17 protein-coding genes and 1 other RNA gene are annotated in these 17,047 nt (G+C 38.0%); 13 read left to right on the top strand and 5 right to left on the bottom strand.

Translation table 11 applies throughout. From position 1 onward, the window contains the following. Window positions 1-12: 12 nt before the first annotated feature. Window positions 13-582, bottom strand: a complete 570-nt coding sequence (locus B6A32_RS07015) for a UPF0149 family protein (protein WP_085302323.1) — start codon at window positions 580-582, stop codon at window positions 13-15. Window positions 583-817: 235 nt separating this feature from the next. Between B6A32_RS07015 and B6A32_RS07010 the strand changes: the two genes are divergently transcribed. The 9 genes from B6A32_RS07010 to B6A32_RS06970 all read left to right on the top strand — a co-directional run bounded on the left by B6A32_RS07010 (window position 818) and on the right by B6A32_RS06970 (window position 9,012). Continuing rightward, complete coding sequence (locus B6A32_RS07010) at window positions 818-1,123, top strand: cell division protein ZapA (RefSeq protein WP_085302321.1); 306 nt, start codon at window positions 818-820, stop codon at window positions 1,121-1,123. 138 nt (window positions 1,124-1,261) lie between these two features. Continuing rightward, window positions 1,262-1,443, top strand: a non-coding RNA gene (gene ssrS, locus B6A32_RS07005) — 6S RNA. A gap of 1,030 nt (window positions 1,444-2,473) precedes the next feature. Then, on the top strand, window positions 2,474-3,328 hold the full coding sequence (murI, locus tag B6A32_RS07000) for a glutamate racemase (protein ID WP_198946873.1): 855 nt from the start codon (window positions 2,474-2,476) through the stop codon (window positions 3,326-3,328). A 270-nt stretch (window positions 3,329-3,598) separates the two neighbouring features. Next, entirely contained in the window at window positions 3,599-4,786 is a 1,188-nt protein-coding gene (gene metK, locus B6A32_RS06995; protein WP_085302319.1) for a methionine adenosyltransferase, read from the top strand. Window positions 4,787-5,083: 297 nt separating this feature from the next. Further along, window positions 5,084-5,830: a 16S rRNA (uracil(1498)-N(3))-methyltransferase gene (gene rsmE, locus B6A32_RS06990; RefSeq protein ID WP_085302317.1), complete on the top strand. Its 747-nt coding sequence runs from the start codon at window positions 5,084-5,086 to the stop codon at window positions 5,828-5,830. A 96-nt stretch (window positions 5,831-5,926) separates the two neighbouring features. Continuing rightward, complete coding sequence (gene gshB / locus B6A32_RS06985) at window positions 5,927-6,880, top strand: glutathione synthase (protein WP_085302314.1); 954 nt, start codon at window positions 5,927-5,929, stop codon at window positions 6,878-6,880. 75 nt (window positions 6,881-6,955) lie between these two features. Next, the gene (locus B6A32_RS06980) at window positions 6,956-7,510 is read left to right on the top strand and encodes a YqgE/AlgH family protein (protein ID WP_085302311.1); all 555 of its coding nucleotides are present in this window, start codon (window positions 6,956-6,958) and stop codon (window positions 7,508-7,510) included. Further along, window positions 7,510-7,947, top strand: coding sequence for a Holliday junction resolvase RuvX (gene ruvX, locus B6A32_RS06975; RefSeq protein ID WP_085302309.1), 438 nt, complete (start codon window positions 7,510-7,512; stop codon window positions 7,945-7,947). Before B6A32_RS06980 ends, ruvX begins: the two co-directional genes overlap by 1 nt. A gap of 129 nt (window positions 7,948-8,076) precedes the next feature. Then, a complete protein-coding gene (locus tag B6A32_RS06970; RefSeq protein WP_085302307.1) occupies window positions 8,077-9,012 on the top strand; it encodes an AEC family transporter in 936 nt (311 codons plus the stop codon). A 28-nt stretch (window positions 9,013-9,040) separates the two neighbouring features. Here the strand turns inward: B6A32_RS06970 and B6A32_RS06965 are convergent, their stop codons facing one another. The 4 genes from B6A32_RS06965 to B6A32_RS06950 form a co-directional block, all read right to left on the bottom strand. Beyond that, complete coding sequence (locus B6A32_RS06965; RefSeq protein WP_085302305.1) at window positions 9,041-9,583, bottom strand: DsrE family protein; 543 nt, start codon at window positions 9,581-9,583, stop codon at window positions 9,041-9,043. 193 nt (window positions 9,584-9,776) lie between these two features. Continuing rightward, complete coding sequence (locus B6A32_RS06960; RefSeq protein ID WP_085302303.1) at window positions 9,777-11,720, bottom strand: putative bifunctional diguanylate cyclase/phosphodiesterase; 1,944 nt, start codon at window positions 11,718-11,720, stop codon at window positions 9,777-9,779. Between the two features lie 286 nt (window positions 11,721-12,006). Further along, the gene (locus B6A32_RS06955) at window positions 12,007-13,134 is read right to left on the bottom strand and encodes a PilT/PilU family type 4a pilus ATPase (RefSeq protein WP_085302301.1); all 1,128 of its coding nucleotides are present in this window, start codon (window positions 13,132-13,134) and stop codon (window positions 12,007-12,009) included. A gap of 26 nt (window positions 13,135-13,160) precedes the next feature. Beyond that, window positions 13,161-14,204 carry a type IV pilus twitching motility protein PilT gene (locus tag B6A32_RS06950; protein ID WP_085302299.1) on the bottom strand — a complete coding sequence of 348 codons (1,044 nt, stop codon included), beginning with the start codon at window positions 14,202-14,204 and terminating at the stop codon, window positions 13,161-13,163. 69 nt (window positions 14,205-14,273) lie between these two features. On the opposite strand from B6A32_RS06950, the gene B6A32_RS06945 reads away from it, so the two are divergent. The 4 genes from B6A32_RS06945 (at window position 14,274) to B6A32_RS06930 (ending at window position 17,044) form a co-directional block, all read left to right on the top strand. After that, complete coding sequence (locus tag B6A32_RS06945; protein WP_085302297.1) at window positions 14,274-14,948, top strand: YggS family pyridoxal phosphate-dependent enzyme; 675 nt, start codon at window positions 14,274-14,276, stop codon at window positions 14,946-14,948. A gap of 132 nt (window positions 14,949-15,080) precedes the next feature. Then, on the top strand, window positions 15,081-15,893 hold the full coding sequence (gene proC, locus B6A32_RS06940; RefSeq protein ID WP_085302295.1) for a pyrroline-5-carboxylate reductase: 813 nt from the start codon (window positions 15,081-15,083) through the stop codon (window positions 15,891-15,893). An 87-nt stretch (window positions 15,894-15,980) separates the two neighbouring features. Then, window positions 15,981-16,529, top strand: coding sequence for a YggT family protein (locus tag B6A32_RS06935; RefSeq protein WP_085302293.1), 549 nt, complete (start codon window positions 15,981-15,983; stop codon window positions 16,527-16,529). Window positions 16,530-16,603: 74 nt separating this feature from the next. After that, window positions 16,604-17,044, top strand: coding sequence for a DUF4426 domain-containing protein (locus tag B6A32_RS06930; protein ID WP_085302279.1), 441 nt, complete (start codon window positions 16,604-16,606; stop codon window positions 17,042-17,044). Window positions 17,045-17,047: the final 3 nt, after the last annotated feature.

The following is a 17,047-nucleotide window of genomic DNA, read 5'->3' as shown; positions in this document are numbered from 1 at the left end:
ATGAATGTAGCCTTAATGTAGAGTGGTTTTCTTATCTTGTGGTGCTGGCGGCGAACCTAACTCAGTAAAACAAAGTAAGGCTGAAATGCGAACGTATTCAGCAATTTCAAAAAAGGCTTGTTCGGTGTCTTCGTCTTCTTCCATTTCGTCTGACAAATTAGCGATTTCGCCAAAGTCTACCAGCACTTCTTTAACGTCTTCAGACAAAGCAGCATTTTTTGTTTGCTGTAAACCAAAGCCTAAATTAAAACCTTGCACCCATTTACCTAAGGCATGACCACGTTCAATAATTGAGTCGTCATCATCAGGCAGCATTAGTTTAAAGCTGTAAGAGTCGTCGAGAATTTTCTGCCAAATATCACTGTAAATATTTTTTACTAAGCTTTGTATTGTTGTAGGCAAGCCTTCAGCGTTGTTAAGCATATCGTTTACCATGGCGATATAATCATTACTTTCAAACTCAAAGCCGGCGGCAATTAACCCGGTAAGTACGCCATGAATTTCAGCAGCATGCGCTTCAATACCTTCACTGGTTAAAATTGCTTGTACAGAGGGGAAATCTAAAGTGGTGCTATTAGCCATAAAAATATCAGTTCAATCGGGAGTATATTGTTGGCTATGTTAACATTGGCCTAGCCTTGATTCCAGAAAAAACCATAGAGATCACTTGCATAGTGTAACTCGCACCGTTATAGTTCCCCTTTATGGTGCATTACTTTTGGTTATCATTAAATTTCTTGATAATACAAGCAAGTAGCGCAACATAGCGAGCAATTTGCTCAATAAACTAAATATTATGCATTGAGAATATCGCACAATGAGCCAACACACAGTAACCATAAATGTTGCCAACAAACGACTGAAAGTAGCTTGTCCTGCTGGCCATGAATCTGCGTTGCTGCAAGCTGCGAATGAAGTTAATCAACGCCTAGAACAAGACGTTAAGAAGTCTGCGTCAGTAAAATCTCCAGAACAAGCCTTAGTAATGATGTCACTAAACCTTGCCCACGATCTCATTCAAGCACGTAATGAGTTAGAGCAAGAACGCGAAAAAATGCAAAGTAAAATTGAATTACTACAAGATACAATTGAGCAAGCCGTAAACCCTACTAAAACAGCCTAGTTAACTCGCTTTAATCTTTTTTTTACATAAAGATACTTTTTCGATTAAAGAAACTTCAATTCGTTCAAGCATTAAGCAGTCAGGTCTTACAAGTGATAAAAGACTTAATTCGGCTGACAATTTTCGTTATAATGGCTTCGACTTCTGGGGTGTTTGTGTGTGAACTATGTCCCTGAGCCGATAAGTTTTACCTAAGGATGTTGATTATTAACTATTGTGCAAGCCCGGCTCGTATCGGGAAGCCTACGGTTGAAATGATACGTCCGCCCTGAACACCCGGTGTTCAGGACTAATGTGAACCGCGGCACCTTGGAGGTCATCTTTATTATCCCTCTTTGTTTCACCCTGTTATTTTGTCAAGAGTATTCCTCGTTATTGCTTTCATTATGTATTTATTTAGCTAAGTTTGCTCGTGACTGGAAAAAATGAATTTATTCACAGGGAGAAAGGAAGGAGGAGTAAATGAGGAAGATATCAACAAATTTAAACCTATTTATATAAGGTGGCGCTGTTTTACATATCAGTTTCAAGTCTATAGTTCTCAACTCATTCCCTTCTCATTGTTTTCTCCCTGTAAAAATAAGCATTAGTTTATTTAGTTAAGTTTACTCGTGATTCGCTAAAATCAATTTATTCACAGGGAGAAAGGCAGGAGGAGTAAATGAGTAAGCGATCAACAGGTTTACATTTATTTATGCAAAGGCCGCTTTGTTAGATATCAGTTTCAAGTCAATAGTTCATAACTCATTCCCTTCTCATTGTTTTCTCCCTGTAAAAATAAGCATTAGTTTATTTAGTTAAGTTTACTCGTGATTCGCTAAAGTCAATTTATTCACAGGGAGACAAACAGGAGGAGTAAATGAGGAAGCGATCAACAGGTTTACATTTATTTATGCAAGGGCCGCTTTGTTAGGTATCAGTTTCAAGTCTTTAGTTCTCAACTCATTCCCTTCTCATTGTTTTCTCCCTGTAAAATATGTATTAGTTTATTTTGCTGAGTTTAATCGTGATTCGCAAAAATGAATTTATTCACAGGGAGAAAGGCAGGAGGAGTAAATGAGGAAGCGAACAACAAGTTTAAACCTATTTATATAAGGTGGCGCTGATTTACGTATCAGTTTCAAGTCTATAGTTCTCAACTCATTCCCTTCTCATTGTTTTCTCCCTGTAAAAATAAAATAGTCACAGCAAAAGATAACGGTATATTAAGTCAAAGCTAAAAATCAGCGCTTACTGTCGGGTTTATTTAGGCAGTTAATATCATAGCCAAAATATCTCTAGATCTGATTTGCCTGTTGATAATATACTTAGCACAACTAACTTCGCCCTGAATTAAGTCACATCAATTTAATGCCAAAGCAAAAAAAAACCAATATAACCGCCGAAAATTCAGCAGCGAAAAATAAACGGCAAGTAACTAACAGTGATCCTATTGGTATTTTCGACTCTGGTGTTGGCGGTTTATCTATTGCGCAATGCATACATCAGCAGTTACCTCATGAGAACTTACTTTATGTAGCCGATACTTTACATGCGCCGTACGGCGATAAATCGACTGAATTTATTCAACAACGTGTCAACGAGATAGCGCAATGGTTTATTGAACGAAGCGCTAAAGCGATTGTTGTTGCTTGCAATACCGCAACCGTGAACGCGATAGATCAACTGCGCAATAACATTTCTATTCCAGTTATAGGCGTTGAACCTGCCATTAAACCTGCTGCAAGTTTAAGTAAAAATAAAAAAGTTGCTATTTTGGTGACTAAAGCAACGGCTGAAAACCAACGCTTTTTAGCCTTAGTGGCACAATATCGTCATATCAGCGATGTTATTATTCAGCCCTGCCCTGGCTTAGTTGAACTGATAGAACGGAATGAAAATAACTCTGCTGAGTGCGAATTATTACTCAGTGCATATTTACAACCTTTGCTTGATAAAGGCGTCGACACTATTGTGCTTGGTTGTACTCATTATCCTTTAGTTAAGGGCCTGATCAAAAAAATATGCGGTAATCATGTGGTTATTATGGAAACGGCTTTACCTGTTACTGAGCAATTGCAACGACAGTTAACCCGAAATAACCTCATAAACTCAAGTACTAATAAAGGCACAAGCAGCTTTTACAGTTCAAAACATGGTGATATTCAACAAGCGCTTTTTAACCATATTTGGCAGCAACCATTACAACTGAATAGTTACCCTTAACAGTTTTAGCAATATAAAATTCGTTAACTATTGATTTAAAATAATAAAAGCTATTTTTCTGGAAAATATCTTTTACAGAATATATAAAATTTCGACACAAAACAAAGACGTTTAGCCATCTAGGCGTAAATAACTCTATGAATAAGTTTGTTAAACAGTTAGAATGTCGCCATTAAAGACTCATACCAAATTGGCTATTAGCGCTAAGTGACTAATTCGTAAGCCCAATAGGTATAAGATTGTTTTTCAGTTTATTTTTACAGAGGGTTTATGTCTACACACCTTTTTACTTCTGAGTCAGTGTCAGAAGGACATCCAGATAAAATTGCCGATCAAATTTCTGATGCGGTTTTAGATGCTATTATTGCCCAAGACAAACATGCACGTGTTGCTTGTGAAACTATGGTAAAAACTGGTGTTGCCATTATTTCAGGTGAAGTTTCAACAACAGCCTGGGTTGATTTAGAGCGCATAACTCGCGATGTAATTTCAGAAATCGGTTACACATCTTCAGATGTTGGCTTTGATGGCGAAACGTGTGGCATTATGAATTTAATTGGCCAACAGTCTCCTGAGATTGCTCAAGGTGTTGACCGCGTAAAACCTGAAGATCAAGGTGCTGGCGACCAAGGATTAATGTTTGGTTATGCAACTAATGAAACCGAAACTTTAATGCCTGCGCCATTGTACTACTCGCATAGATTAGTTGAACGTCAAGCTGAAGCACGTAAATCAGGTGTTTTACCTTGGTTACGTCCAGATGCAAAAAGCCAAGTAACTTTTATTTATGAAGACAACAAGCCTGTAGCTATTGATACGGTTGTATTGTCGACTCAGCACAATCCAGATATTAAACAAGAAGATTTACACGATGCGGTAATGGAAAACATTATTAAGCATGTGCTACCGGCTGAATTACTCACCAAAGACACTAAATACCATATTAACCCTACTGGCCGTTTTGTTATTGGTGGCCCGGTTGGCGATTGTGGTTTAACTGGTCGTAAAATTATTGTTGATACCTATGGCGGCATGGCGCGTCATGGTGGCGGTGCTTTCTCTGGTAAAGATCCATCAAAAGTTGACCGTAGCGCAGCTTATGCTGGTCGTTATGTTGCTAAAAACATTGTTGCAGCAGGCTTAGCTGACCGTTGTGAAATTCAAATTTCTTATGCTATTGGTGTTGCTGAGCCAACGTCAATTTCAATTGATAGCTTTGGTACAGGTAAAGTATCTGAAGCGCGTTTAGTTGAACTAGTACGTGAACACTTTGACTTGCGCCCTTACGGTATTACGAAAATGTTAGACTTGTTGCACCCGATGTACAAGCAAACAGCAGCTTACGGACATTTTGGTCGTGAACCTTTTGAAATGACGGTTGGCGATGATACCTTCACGGCATTTAGCTGGGAAAAAACTGATAAAGCAGAAGCGCTGCGTTTATCTGCTGGCATTTAATTTTAATATTTGCTGAATAAAAAACCGCTCTTTGAGCGGTTTTTTGCTTTCAGGCTTTCGTTAAAGTGTTAAGTAAAGCTTGGCATAAATAATTAATATACTTTATTGATTGAATTTAACATGCATTGCCCTTATCTAAAGCCTAGTGTTAAAAGTGCAACTTTAAACAAAACCTGTTGACGGTGTTTCATCAAAAAATAGCCTTAAGCTAAATAGTTAAGGTAAACTCAAGTAATTAATAAGCTCGTTAAATCTGAAATTAAAATTAAGTTAAATAAGCAATAATGGATAACCTTTATGCGTAACCCTCGTATTTTCCAAGCACAAGCATTTGAAGTAGGCCAAACACAAGCATTAAACGAAGATGCTTTTGGCCATATTGTGCGAGTTTTACGCCTTAAGAACGGCGATGATATTACTTTATTCAATGGTATTGCAGAGCAAGACGGTTATTTTGAGTATCAAGCAACCTTGATAAATGTTAGTAAAAAAACTGCTGATGTAGAGATTACTGCTAAAACTTTGGTCGAGAATGAATCTCCACTTAATATACATTTAGCGCAAGGCATTTCACGCGGTGACCGTATGGATTTTACCTTGCAAAAGTCTGTTGAGTTAGGTGTTAATACTATTACACCAATTTTCACTGAACGTTGTGGTGTAAAGCTTAGCGGCGAACGTTTAGAGAAAAAACATCAGCAATGGCAAAAAATAGTGATCAGTGCTTGTGAGCAAAGTGGTCGTTGTGCGGTCCCTATAGTGGCAACACCTATTTATTTAGCTGATTGGTTAGCACAAGAAACAGCAGCGTTAAAGCTCAACTTACACCCCAAAGCCGAGCATTCTATTATGAACTTACCAATAGAAAATCAGCGAGTTCGTTTATTAATTGGGCCTGAAGGTGGTTTAAGTGATGATGAAATAGCCAATGCCAACAAGGCAGGCTTTCACGATGTTTTACTCGGGCCACGAGTTCTTAGAACAGAAACAGCAGCGCTAACGGCCATTACTGCCTTGCAGTGCCGTTATGGTGATTTACATTAGCTATTAGGTCATTACCTTTTAGCTTAACGATTTTAATGGGCTAGTCGCATGCAAGCAATGCGATAGTACTTAATAACAATACATTTAGGAAACAACATGAGCATAAAAATTGGCGTAGTTATGGACCCTATTTCTGAGGTCAAAGTAGAAAAAGACTCATCAATGGCAATGATGCTTGAAGCGCAAGCGCGCGGTTATGAAATTTATTATATGGAGATGAAAGATCTCTATTTAGAACAAGGTGTGTGTAGAGCAACCGCAGCCAAAGTAAAAGTATTTGACGATACCGAGCATTGGTATGAATTAGACGAGCGCGAAGATATTAATGTTGCCGATTTAGACGCGGTATTAATGCGAAAAGATCCACCGTTTGATACTGAGTTTATCTACGCTACCTACATGTTAGAACGCGCTGAAGTTGCAGGAACATTAATTGTTAACAAGCCACAAAGCTTGCGTGATTGTAACGAAAAGCTGTTTACGGCTTGGTTCCCAGAGTTAACGCCAAAAACCTTAGTTACTCGTAATAATCAAAAGATTAGAGAGTTTCATAAAGCCAACAAAGACATTATTATTAAACCGTTAGATGGCATGGGCGGCTCATCTATTTTCCGTATTGGTGAAAATGATCCTAACGTGGGTGTTATTCTTGAAACGTTAACGGCACATTCTACACAATATGCTATGGTTCAAGAGTACCTACCAGAAATTGTTGATGGCGATAAACGTATATTAATCGTTAATGGCGAACCTATGCCTTATTGTCTAGCGCGTATTCCTGCACAGGGAGAAACACGTGGTAACTTAGCCGCCGGTGGTCGCGGTGTCGCAAGGCCTTTAAGTGCTAGCGATAAATTTATTGCAGAAACCATTGCACCAGAATTGAAAAAACGTGGTTTATTCTTTGTTGGCTTAGATGTAATTGGCGACAAAGTGACTGAGATCAATGTTACTAGCCCAACCTGTATTCGCGAAATTGAAGCAGCATACCCGATAAACATTAGCGGTAAACTCATGGATGCTATTGAGCAAAACATTAAAAAACGCTAACCAATTCCGTTTGAGATTTACGCTTTAATTTAGTTCATTTTTAGCGTATTTCTCCTCAATTATTAAGGTATATGTATGGACAGTTTTGAAAATCAACTTTTGATTGCTATGCCCAACTTAGACGACTCGTATTTTAATAAAACAGTGACCTATATTTGTGAGCATAATGCTGAAGGGGCAATGGGGTTAATTATAAACCTGCCTATTAATGTTACGTTGAATGAATTATTAACCCAAATTGACGAAGATAAAACTGACGCGCCAGAGCTCGACCAACAAGTATTAACCGGTGGCCCTGTTTCACAAGATCGTGGTTTTGTTTTACACAGTACTCAATCAGGTTGGAGTAGCTCGCTGGCACTTAGTGAAGAAGTAATGATCACCACCTCAAAAGATATTTTAATGGCACTTGGTACTGAAGGCGCACCTGCTAAGTATATGGTAACGCTTGGTTATGCTGGTTGGGGTCCTGGGCAATTAGAAGAAGAAATAAAAGCGAACTCTTGGCTTTTAACGCCAGCCGATGGTGATATTTTATTTGATACTCCCATTGAGCAACGCTGGAAAAAAGCCACTGAAAAACTCGGTATCGATATGGCACACTTATCTAGTGAAGTTGGGCATGCATAATGGCAGGTAAAGCAGTTATTGGCGAACGAACCATACTAGGTTTTGACTTTGGCAAAAAGTATATTGGTGTTGCTGTTGGTCAAGAGCTAACGGGCTCAGCTTCGCCTTTAGGCTCAGTTAAAGCACGCGATGGCATTCCTGATTGGGTTGGCATGGAGAAGTTCATTAAAGAATGGCAACCTGACTTTGTTGTGGTTGGTTTGCCTCTTAATATGGATGGTAGCGAGCAACAGCTAACGCATGACGCGAAAAAATTTGGTAATCGTGTTGCTGGACGCTTTGGCCTAAAGGTTGAGTTTCAAGACGAACGTCTTACTACGGCTACAGCTAAAGAGGCACTTTTTGAACAAGGTGGTTATCGTAACCTTAAAAAAGATAATATCGATGCCGCATCGGCAAAATTAATTATAGAAAGCTATTTTGAAAATCAATATTAACTCGGCCACTTTACATTCGAAAGATAGTCACTCAACTAACAAGCAGCCTAATTTTCTAGATAATTTATTCATCTGTCCACCGCCTTGCTACGGGTTTATACCCACAATAGCTGTAAAAGAGACTAATTAATGGCAACTTTACTGCTTATTAGCCCCTTAATTGTTGTTGGCTTTATTGGCTTTTTACTGGCGAAATATAACTGGCTAAGCAAAGCTAATGTCGATTCATTGACCAAGTTTGCGTTTAATATCGCCATTCCAGCCTTTTTATTTCAACAATTAGCCAATGCCGACATGAGCAATATAGATTTGAATATTTATAGTGCTTTTTATCTACCTTTATTGCTGATTTATGCCGTTGCTTGGGCGATTAATTATTATTTTCATAAAGATTTAAATCATGATCTACCTGCCTCAGCCGTTTATGCTTTTGGCGCAGGGTATTCTAATAACGTTATTGTTGGTATGCCAATCGCTATAATGGTTTTGGGTGAGCAGGTATTACCGACCATTTTTTTGGTCGTTAGTTTACACAGTGCGTTATTGATAGGAACCACGAGTTTATTAGCCGTTAACATTGCACAGTTTAATTGGCGAACATTCCTTAAACACACTTTTTTAAACCCGTTATTAATTGCCATAATCGGTGGCTTTGCCATTAATTTGCTAGCAATAAAGTTGCCTGTTGTTGTTAATAACAGTTTGTTGTTACTTGGAAAACCCGCGATTACACTGGCACTTTTTTTACTTGGTGCATCGCTGGCATTTTACAAAATACGCAGTGAAATGAAGTTTATTATTACGGCTAGCATTATAAAATTACTGCTACTACCCTGCTTAATTTTCTTAACTTGCTATTTTATATTTCAATTTTCAGCTATTACGACTATGACTTTAGTTATTTTGAGTGCCAGCCCAACTGGGGTTAATGCTTATTTAATTGCCAAGCAGCATAATAAGCACCAAGAAACTATTGCCGGTATTGTGGTTGTTACAACCGTTATGTCGATTGTTTCAATACCGTTATGGATATGGGCGTTGTCGTTGGTACTAAAGGTTAACTAATCAGTAAGCCTACGGCCTTATTTGGTCGCTAAAATGGATTAAGCGTATAGCCTTGGTTTTGCAAAGTAGCGTGCGCTGTCATTGCTGATAGCGCCATTTCAACACCGGGTAATACCATATCATTTGTAATGCCATGATACGCTGCTGATTGTCCACAAATGTAGATTTTAACTTGGTTTTTAAGTAATGCTTGTACTAGCGCTACGTTGGCATTTTCTTGTTGATATTTATGTTGATACAAAGGGGCTTTTAATAAGTCAAAGCCAGCTTTGCCATGCACAACGAGTGCTAGGTTAATGTTTTCCAGTGGTACGCCATTAGCTACATGCATGTTGATGAAACGTGCAAGCGTTTCAATTCTGCCATTTACCTTACCTACATTACCCTGCGCTCCAAGATCAAAAGCGACATTAAATACATTACTTTTGTCTAGTTTTAAATCTTGTTGAACTTGAGCATGTTTACCGTAGCTTTTTATTACCGGCCCGGCGGTAAATGTATCAGCACCTACCGCAGAGATTGCACAAAAAAGCGTAAAAATGATGGTACTGAACCTAATTGAAGTTAACATTTATCTATCCTATAAATTTATCTATGCCCTAAAGCCAAATAAGTTGGGCACATTGAAGGTAAAATTTGCGATTACGATTATCTTAACAATAATATGGTAATTAATATTATTGTCGATTTTAAAATACCATGAAATACGTTATTCATTAATACAGTAACTTACTAAACCACACGGATTATGTAGGCCTTATAGCTTAATTTTTAGGTGAGTTATTCAGCAAATAGTCTTCTACATCGTGCAACTCTATAGGCTTTGAAAAGAAGTAACCTTGTAGCATTTCAATATCTAATGCTGAAAGTTGCTCGGCTTGTTCTTGGGTTTCAACGCCTTCCGCCACTACAGCATAATCAAGCTTAACGGCCATATGTTTTACCGCTTCAATAATGACTTTGCCATTTGTATCTAGCATATTAACAAAGGAGCGATCTATCTTTAGGGTATTGGCAGCCAAGCTTTGAATTACCGAAAGCGAAGAATACTCAGTGCCAAAGTCATCAATTGATACTTTTACCCCCATTTTTTGCAAGGTTTTAATACATTTAAGTATGATTATTTTATCATTGGAGAAAATAGATTCTGTAATTTCAATAGTTAAATTTTCGGCGGTTAGTTTTGCATTCTTTAGTGCTAGCGCCACAATATTTATGAAGTTTTCATCATACAATTGCAATACAGATACATTTACACTAACAGAGGGGCGTGTGTCGTTATTCAATGCCTGCCAGGCGGCAGCTGCGATACACGACTGCTGTAATACCCATGTGCCTAAATTTATTATTAATCCATACTGTTCTGCAATTGGAATAAATTTATCAGGTGGTATGTTTTCACCCGCAAAATCCCAACGAAGCAGTGCTTCAAAAGCAACCACTTGATGTGACTTTGATGCGACAATAGGTTGATAAACTAAGCGAAGCTGTTGCTTTTCAATTGCTTTAGAAAGGCCTACTTTAAGCTGGTTTTCACGCACTATTCGTTGCCCTAACTCACTATTAAATAAACCAACTGAGCTAGGACTGAGCTTTTTTTGATTATACATAGCGGTATCAGCTAGCTGAATTAACTCATCGGCACTATCAGTATGATTAGGAGAGATTGCGATACCTATAGTGGCACTGATAAAAAGTCGATTGTTTTCAAAATCGTAACTCTCTGAAACTTTTTCAATAACGCTATTAGCAAAAGCAAGTGCGGCATCTTCATTTGCCGCCATAAAAGTGATCAGAAACTCATCTCCGCCCCAACGACACAGTAGTTGCTGATCACCTTGAAGCGCTTTTAGTCGTTCTGCGGTATTTTTTAGTACCTTATCTCCTGTTTGATGGCCCAATGTATCGTTAATTTTTTTAAAGCCATCTAAATCAATAAATAACAAGGCAAGCGGGATACTATTTTTTGCGCTTAAATCAAGCTGCTCTTGCATATGCGACATAAACGCAGAGCGATTGAATAAACCGGTAAGAGGGTCAAGGTTAGAAAGCTGATAAATTTTTTGTGTTCGTCTAGCAACTTTTTGTTCCATTTTATTGACGAGTTCAGCATTATCATTTTTTAATCGAATAGCATGTGATGTAAAGTCGGCAGATTTTCGAGCGGTCATCACCATAACTAAACTAAATGCCAAACCAAGCAGGCCTAGCGTAAATTGATACTCTTGGGAAGAAAGCACTAAGGCGACTGAAAAGGGGGCAAGCATAATTGCCGCATACCCCATCGCTAAAGACTTATTAGCGGCCAATATAGTTGAAGCTCCGCCTGCAAAAGCTGAGACCACAATAATAGTAGATGCAAGCTCTGTGCTAGAGGCGTAGCGGGATATATATATGCAGTATGAACACCACATCAAACTAGATAAAATAGCGCCAACTATAAATCGATGTATAAAATTTTTAGCATTGTAACTAACATTAAGTGAATGTTTTTTCCAACTGTATAGGTCCATTAACCTAGCAACAACAAGTGCTAAAATACCAATCCACCAGTAAAGCTTTTGAGTGTGCACTTCAGGTGTATCAAATGCAAAAACTAAAATCGTTGATGCCAAAAGCGTGACAATAATTCCAGATTTTGCATTTCCATACAAAAGTTCGGCTTCATCTTTGTAAAAGCTTTTTCCATCTGATAATGATTTTGACATCAAATAATAATCCTTATAGTTACCTAACCTATATATTCAAATAATTTGAAAAAAGTCAACACATACAGAGCTATCACTTAAAAATTAAAATGCAGTGGGCTAAATCTGTTTTTATAAACTTTTTAGCTTTAATACGTAATAGAGGGGAAGGAATGAGACAGAGCGAAAAAGTTATAACCAGGTTGAAGGTGACATACAGCGTAGAGTTAATGCATAAATAGTAGGATGAAATATAAACTACTTCACCCTACTAAAAACTACATCAATAAAAAATCGCCATGAAAAGTTATTCTTCTTTAGGCGCTAAACCATCAATCGTAACCCCTGACAATGAACCGGTTCCACCTTGGTCGTTACTTCTTAATTTAATCATTAAGCGTAGATCATTTGGTGAGTCGGCATGATGCAAGGCATCTGCGTAATTAATAAGCCCTTGTTGATATAGATTAAAGAGTGCTTGGTCAAAGGTTTGCATACCTTGATCGGTAGATTTTTCCATGACTTCTTTAATACTACCTACATCGCCTTTTTTAATTAACTCAGCTACATAAGGTGAATTTAGTAACACTTCAATAGCAGCTACACGACCGTTGCCATCTCTGGTTGGAATAAGCTGTTGGGCGATAATGCCGCGTAAGTTTAATGCCAAATCAAACAACAATTTACCATGTTGCTCTGCGGGTACTAAATGCATAATACGATCAATCGCTTGGTTTGCATTGTTCGCATGTAAAGTAGCAATACATAAATGTCCGGTTTCAGCAAAGCTTAACGCGTGTTCCATGGTTTCTTGATTACGAATTTCACCAATAAGAATAACATCGGGCGCTTGGCGCAAAGAGCTTTTCAGTGCTGCACTGAAGCTTTCGGTATCAAGCCCTACCTCACGTTGTGTTACCATACATTTACGGTGTTCATGAACAAATTCAACCGGATCTTCAATAGTTAGAATATGACCACGAGAGTTTTTATTTCGATAACCTATTAAAGCTGCCATCGAAGTAGATTTACCCGTACCTGTACCACCAACAAATAGCACTAAACCACGTTTAGACATCACCACATCTTTTAACACTGATGGTAAGCCAAGATCATCGGCGTCTGGGATTTCGGTAACAATACGACGGATAACCATGCCAGCCATATCTCGTTGCCAAAAAGCTGAGATACGAAAGCGACCAATATCATCAATTGAAATGGCAAAGTTACATTCTTTTTCTTCGTCAAATGCAGTTTTTTGTTTATCGGACATAGCATCATGAACCAAACTTAAAGATTCATCGGCTGATAAAACGTGATCGTCAATAGGCACCAACTCGCCATTAACTTTTGCACTTACCGCTAACTTAGCGGTAACAAACATATCTGATGCACCGTGCTGCACCATTTTTTCTAATAAATCATGAAAATTCATTAAATTACCCTTTCATATCTCTGAGACTAGTAACCAGAAAACTGGTTTTTGTCTTGTGCTTTGTCCATGGCATCTTGTCTGGTGATCATGCCGCGGTTGATCAAATTTTGTAAACATTGATCCATTGTTTGCATACCATGAGACATACCCGTTTGAATAGCAGAGTACATTTGAGCAATTTTATCTTCGCGAATAAGGTTACGAATTGCCGGAACCCCCATCATAATTTCGTGTGCAGCAACTCGGCCCCCACCAACCTTTTTAACAAGTGTTTGTGAGATAACCGCACGTAATGACTCAGAAAGCATTGAACGTACCATGGCTTTTTCTTCACCTGGGAATACATCAATAATACGGTCAATGGTTTTTGGTGCTGAGGTGGTATGTAAAGTACCAAAAACTAAATGACCGGTTTCAGCTGCGGTCATTGCTAAACGTATAGTTTCTAAATCACGCATCTCGCCCACTAAGATTACATCAGGATCTTCACGTAACGCTGAACGAAGTGCAGCACTAAAACTTAAGGTATCGCGATGTACTTCACGTTGGTTTATTAAACATGAGTGATTCTGATGAACAAATTCAATAGGATCTTCAATAGTTAAAATATGATCGTGTTTCGTTTTATTTATATGATCGACCATAGCGGCAAGTGTTGTAGACTTACCAGAGCCCGTTGGGCCAGTAACTAAAACTAAACCGCGCGGCAATTCTGAAATGCTGCGAAATATATCAGGACAACCTAAGTCATCTAATGATAAAATTTTACTTGGGATAGTACGAAATACCGCAGCTGGACCACGATTTTGATTAAAAGCATTTACCCTGAAGCGTGCTAGGTTTGGCACTTCAAAAGAGAAATCGACCTCTAAATTTTCTTCATATTCTTTGCGTTGGCGATCATTCATAATATCATAGACCAAAGCGTTAACATCTTTTTCATCAAATGCTGGTATATTTAGCTTACGTACGTCACCATCAACACGAATAGACGGTGGTGTTCCCGTTGATAAATGTAAATCTGATGCATTATTTTCGACACTAAATGCGAGTAATTCGGTAATATCCATACAAACCTCTGAGTTAAATTAATTATTAATTAACAACTGAATAAGTCATTGAGAACTGAAATAAACAATATGATTGCTATTAAAGATAATATTGCTGCTGTAGAACTGCAAATTTCTTCTGCTTGTCAGCTTGCAAATCGCAATGCTGATGAAGTTACTTTGCTTGCAGTAAGTAAAACTAAACCTATTGATATGCTCGAACAAGCATACGATGCAGGGCAACGAAATTTTGGCGAAAGTTATGTGCAAGAAGCCGTAGAAAAAATTACTGCTTTGCAGAATAAAACTGATATAACGTGGCATTTTATTGGCCCAATTCAAACGAATAAAACCAAGTTAATAGCCAGCCATTTTTCGTGGGTACATAGCATAGATAGAATTAAAGTAGCAAAACGCCTTAACGAGCATAGGTCTGGTCAAGATACATCGCTAAACATTTGTTTACAAGTGAATATTAGTGGCGAACTAAGTAAATCTGGGGTTTTACCGCAAGAGCTTCCTGCGTTACTTGATGTTATCGAAACCTGCGATAACTTATGCTTACGCGGTTTAATGGCGATTCCAGAAAAAAATGCTTCTCAGGCTAGTTTTGTTGAGATGCAAAACTTATTTCTTAAACTTCAAAAACAATATCCAAGCATAGATACTTTATCTATGGGTATGTCTGGCGATATGCAACTTGCTATTAATGCTGGCTCTACCTTAGTTCGCATTGGCTCAGCAATATTTGGCGCTAGAAGCTAAATAATTTATCTCAAAAAATAGTACAATGATGAAAATTAAACTTTCGTTGGCAACGACGATAGCTTTAAGACAAAATTTAGTAATGAATGACCAATTACATTCATTGAATCAGCAATACTTGATAGGAAACTTATGAAAAAAATAGCTTTTATTGGCGCAGGTAACATGAACGGTGCAATTATTTCGGGCTTAGTAAATGGTGGTTTTAACCCTGAACATATTATCGTATCGAATCCTTCAGCAGAAAAGCGCTTGGCTTTGCAAGCCGCACACGGTATTAAACAAACACAATGCAATATTGAAGCAGCAACTTTTGCAGACGTGATTGTTCTGGGCGTAAAGCCCTACCTTATAGAAGAAGTTTGCCAGCTTTTAAGTCAGCAAATTGAGATTGGCAAAAAGTGCTTTATTTCAGTTGCTGCCGGTTGCACTATGGCACAAATAGAACAAGCCTTGGCTAAGCCTTGCACCGTCATTAGAACCATGCCAAATACCCCTTCACAACTGGGGTTTGGCGTATCTGGAATATATGCAAATGAGCATATCACTGAAGAAGAAAAGGTATTTACGACATCATTAATGGAATCTGTCGGCATTGTTAAGTGGTTAACTTCAGAAGAACAAATTGACCATATCATTGCTGTTTCGGGCTCTGCCCCTGCCTACTTTTTCTTGTTTATGGAAGCAATGCAAAAGCAAGCTATGGCCTACGGTTTTAGTGAACAAGACAGCCGAGAGCTTGTGCAACAAACTGCGCTAGGCGCTGCTAAAATGGTTATTGAAAACGAACAGTCTATCGGCAAGCTTCGTGAAAACGTAACCTCAAAAGGCGGTACAACCCAAGTAGCGTTGAACGCTTTAGTTGAAGGTGGTTTGGAAAGTCTTGTTTCAAATGCCATGAATTGTGCCGTTGCGCGCGCTAAAGAAATGGCGAAAAGTAGTTAATCGTATTACGATCAACATATTTGCAGTGCTATACATTCAAAACAAGTAAAGCACTGATTAAATTAATTTTATTTTTTGGAGTTTTAGATGGAAGCAATTAATTATTTGCTTAAATTTGCCTTTGACACATTCATTATGATTTTAGTGTTGCGGGTTTGGCTACAACTTGTTCGTGCTGACTTTTACAACCCACTAAGCCAATTTATTGTAAAAGTAAGTAACCCTTTAGTTATTCCATTACGTCGTGTAATACCAAGTATTGGTGGTGTTGATTTAGCAACAGTAATTTTAGCTTATATTGTTGCGACCTTAACTTTTATTATTATTCCGTTACTTAACGGCGGCCCTATTGATATTGTTTCAGCATTATATTTAGGCTTAATTTACCTTATTAAGCAAACTGGCGTTTTACTGTTTATTATTATGCTTGTAATGGCATTAATGAGCTGGGTAGTGCAAGGCTACAATCCAACTCAAATGGTATTCAATCAGCTTACTGCGCCAATATTAACGCCAATTAGACGCATAATCCCGAGTATTGGCGGGCTTGATTTATCGGTACTTATCGCCTTTTTATTATTGAATGTAGTAAACATTTTATTGGCTGGTTGGGTGCCATATTGGGCCGTGTTATAAGCGTTAACTCATTTTGATTAACAGCATTATATATACTAAATAATAACCACTATAGAAAATATAAGGTTCACAATATGAATAACGTTTTCAATAAACTCAAATGGCTATGTGCACTAGCATTGATGCTTACCGCCACAGTTAATGCTGAAAATATGAAAAAATTGAATGATCTTAATGTGCATTATATTGCCATTGGCTCAACATTTTTAACGCCTGAAATTGCTAAAGCTTATGGTATTGAACGTAGTCGCTATAAAGGCTTGGTCAATATTGCGGTGCTTGACAATACCCAAGACGGCAACCCCGCAAAAACGGTAAACATAAATGGTAAAGCCCGAAACGATGTAGGACAAATTAAATCGTTAGACTTTATGGAAGTTAAAGAAGGCGACGCGGTTTATTATTTAGCACAAGTGGGTTACAGCAATGAAGAAACCATTTATTTTGATATTAATATCACCGATAAAGGTAAACAGCATAATTTAACCTTCTCACAAAAATTTTATGTTGATTAGCTT

It is taken from the genome of Colwellia polaris, assembly GCF_002104515.1.
Classification (GTDB): domain Bacteria; phylum Pseudomonadota; class Gammaproteobacteria; order Enterobacterales; family Alteromonadaceae; genus Cognaticolwellia; species Cognaticolwellia polaris.
Note: the sequence above shows the minus strand (reverse complement) of the source record. Positions and strands in the feature narration are given on the sequence as shown.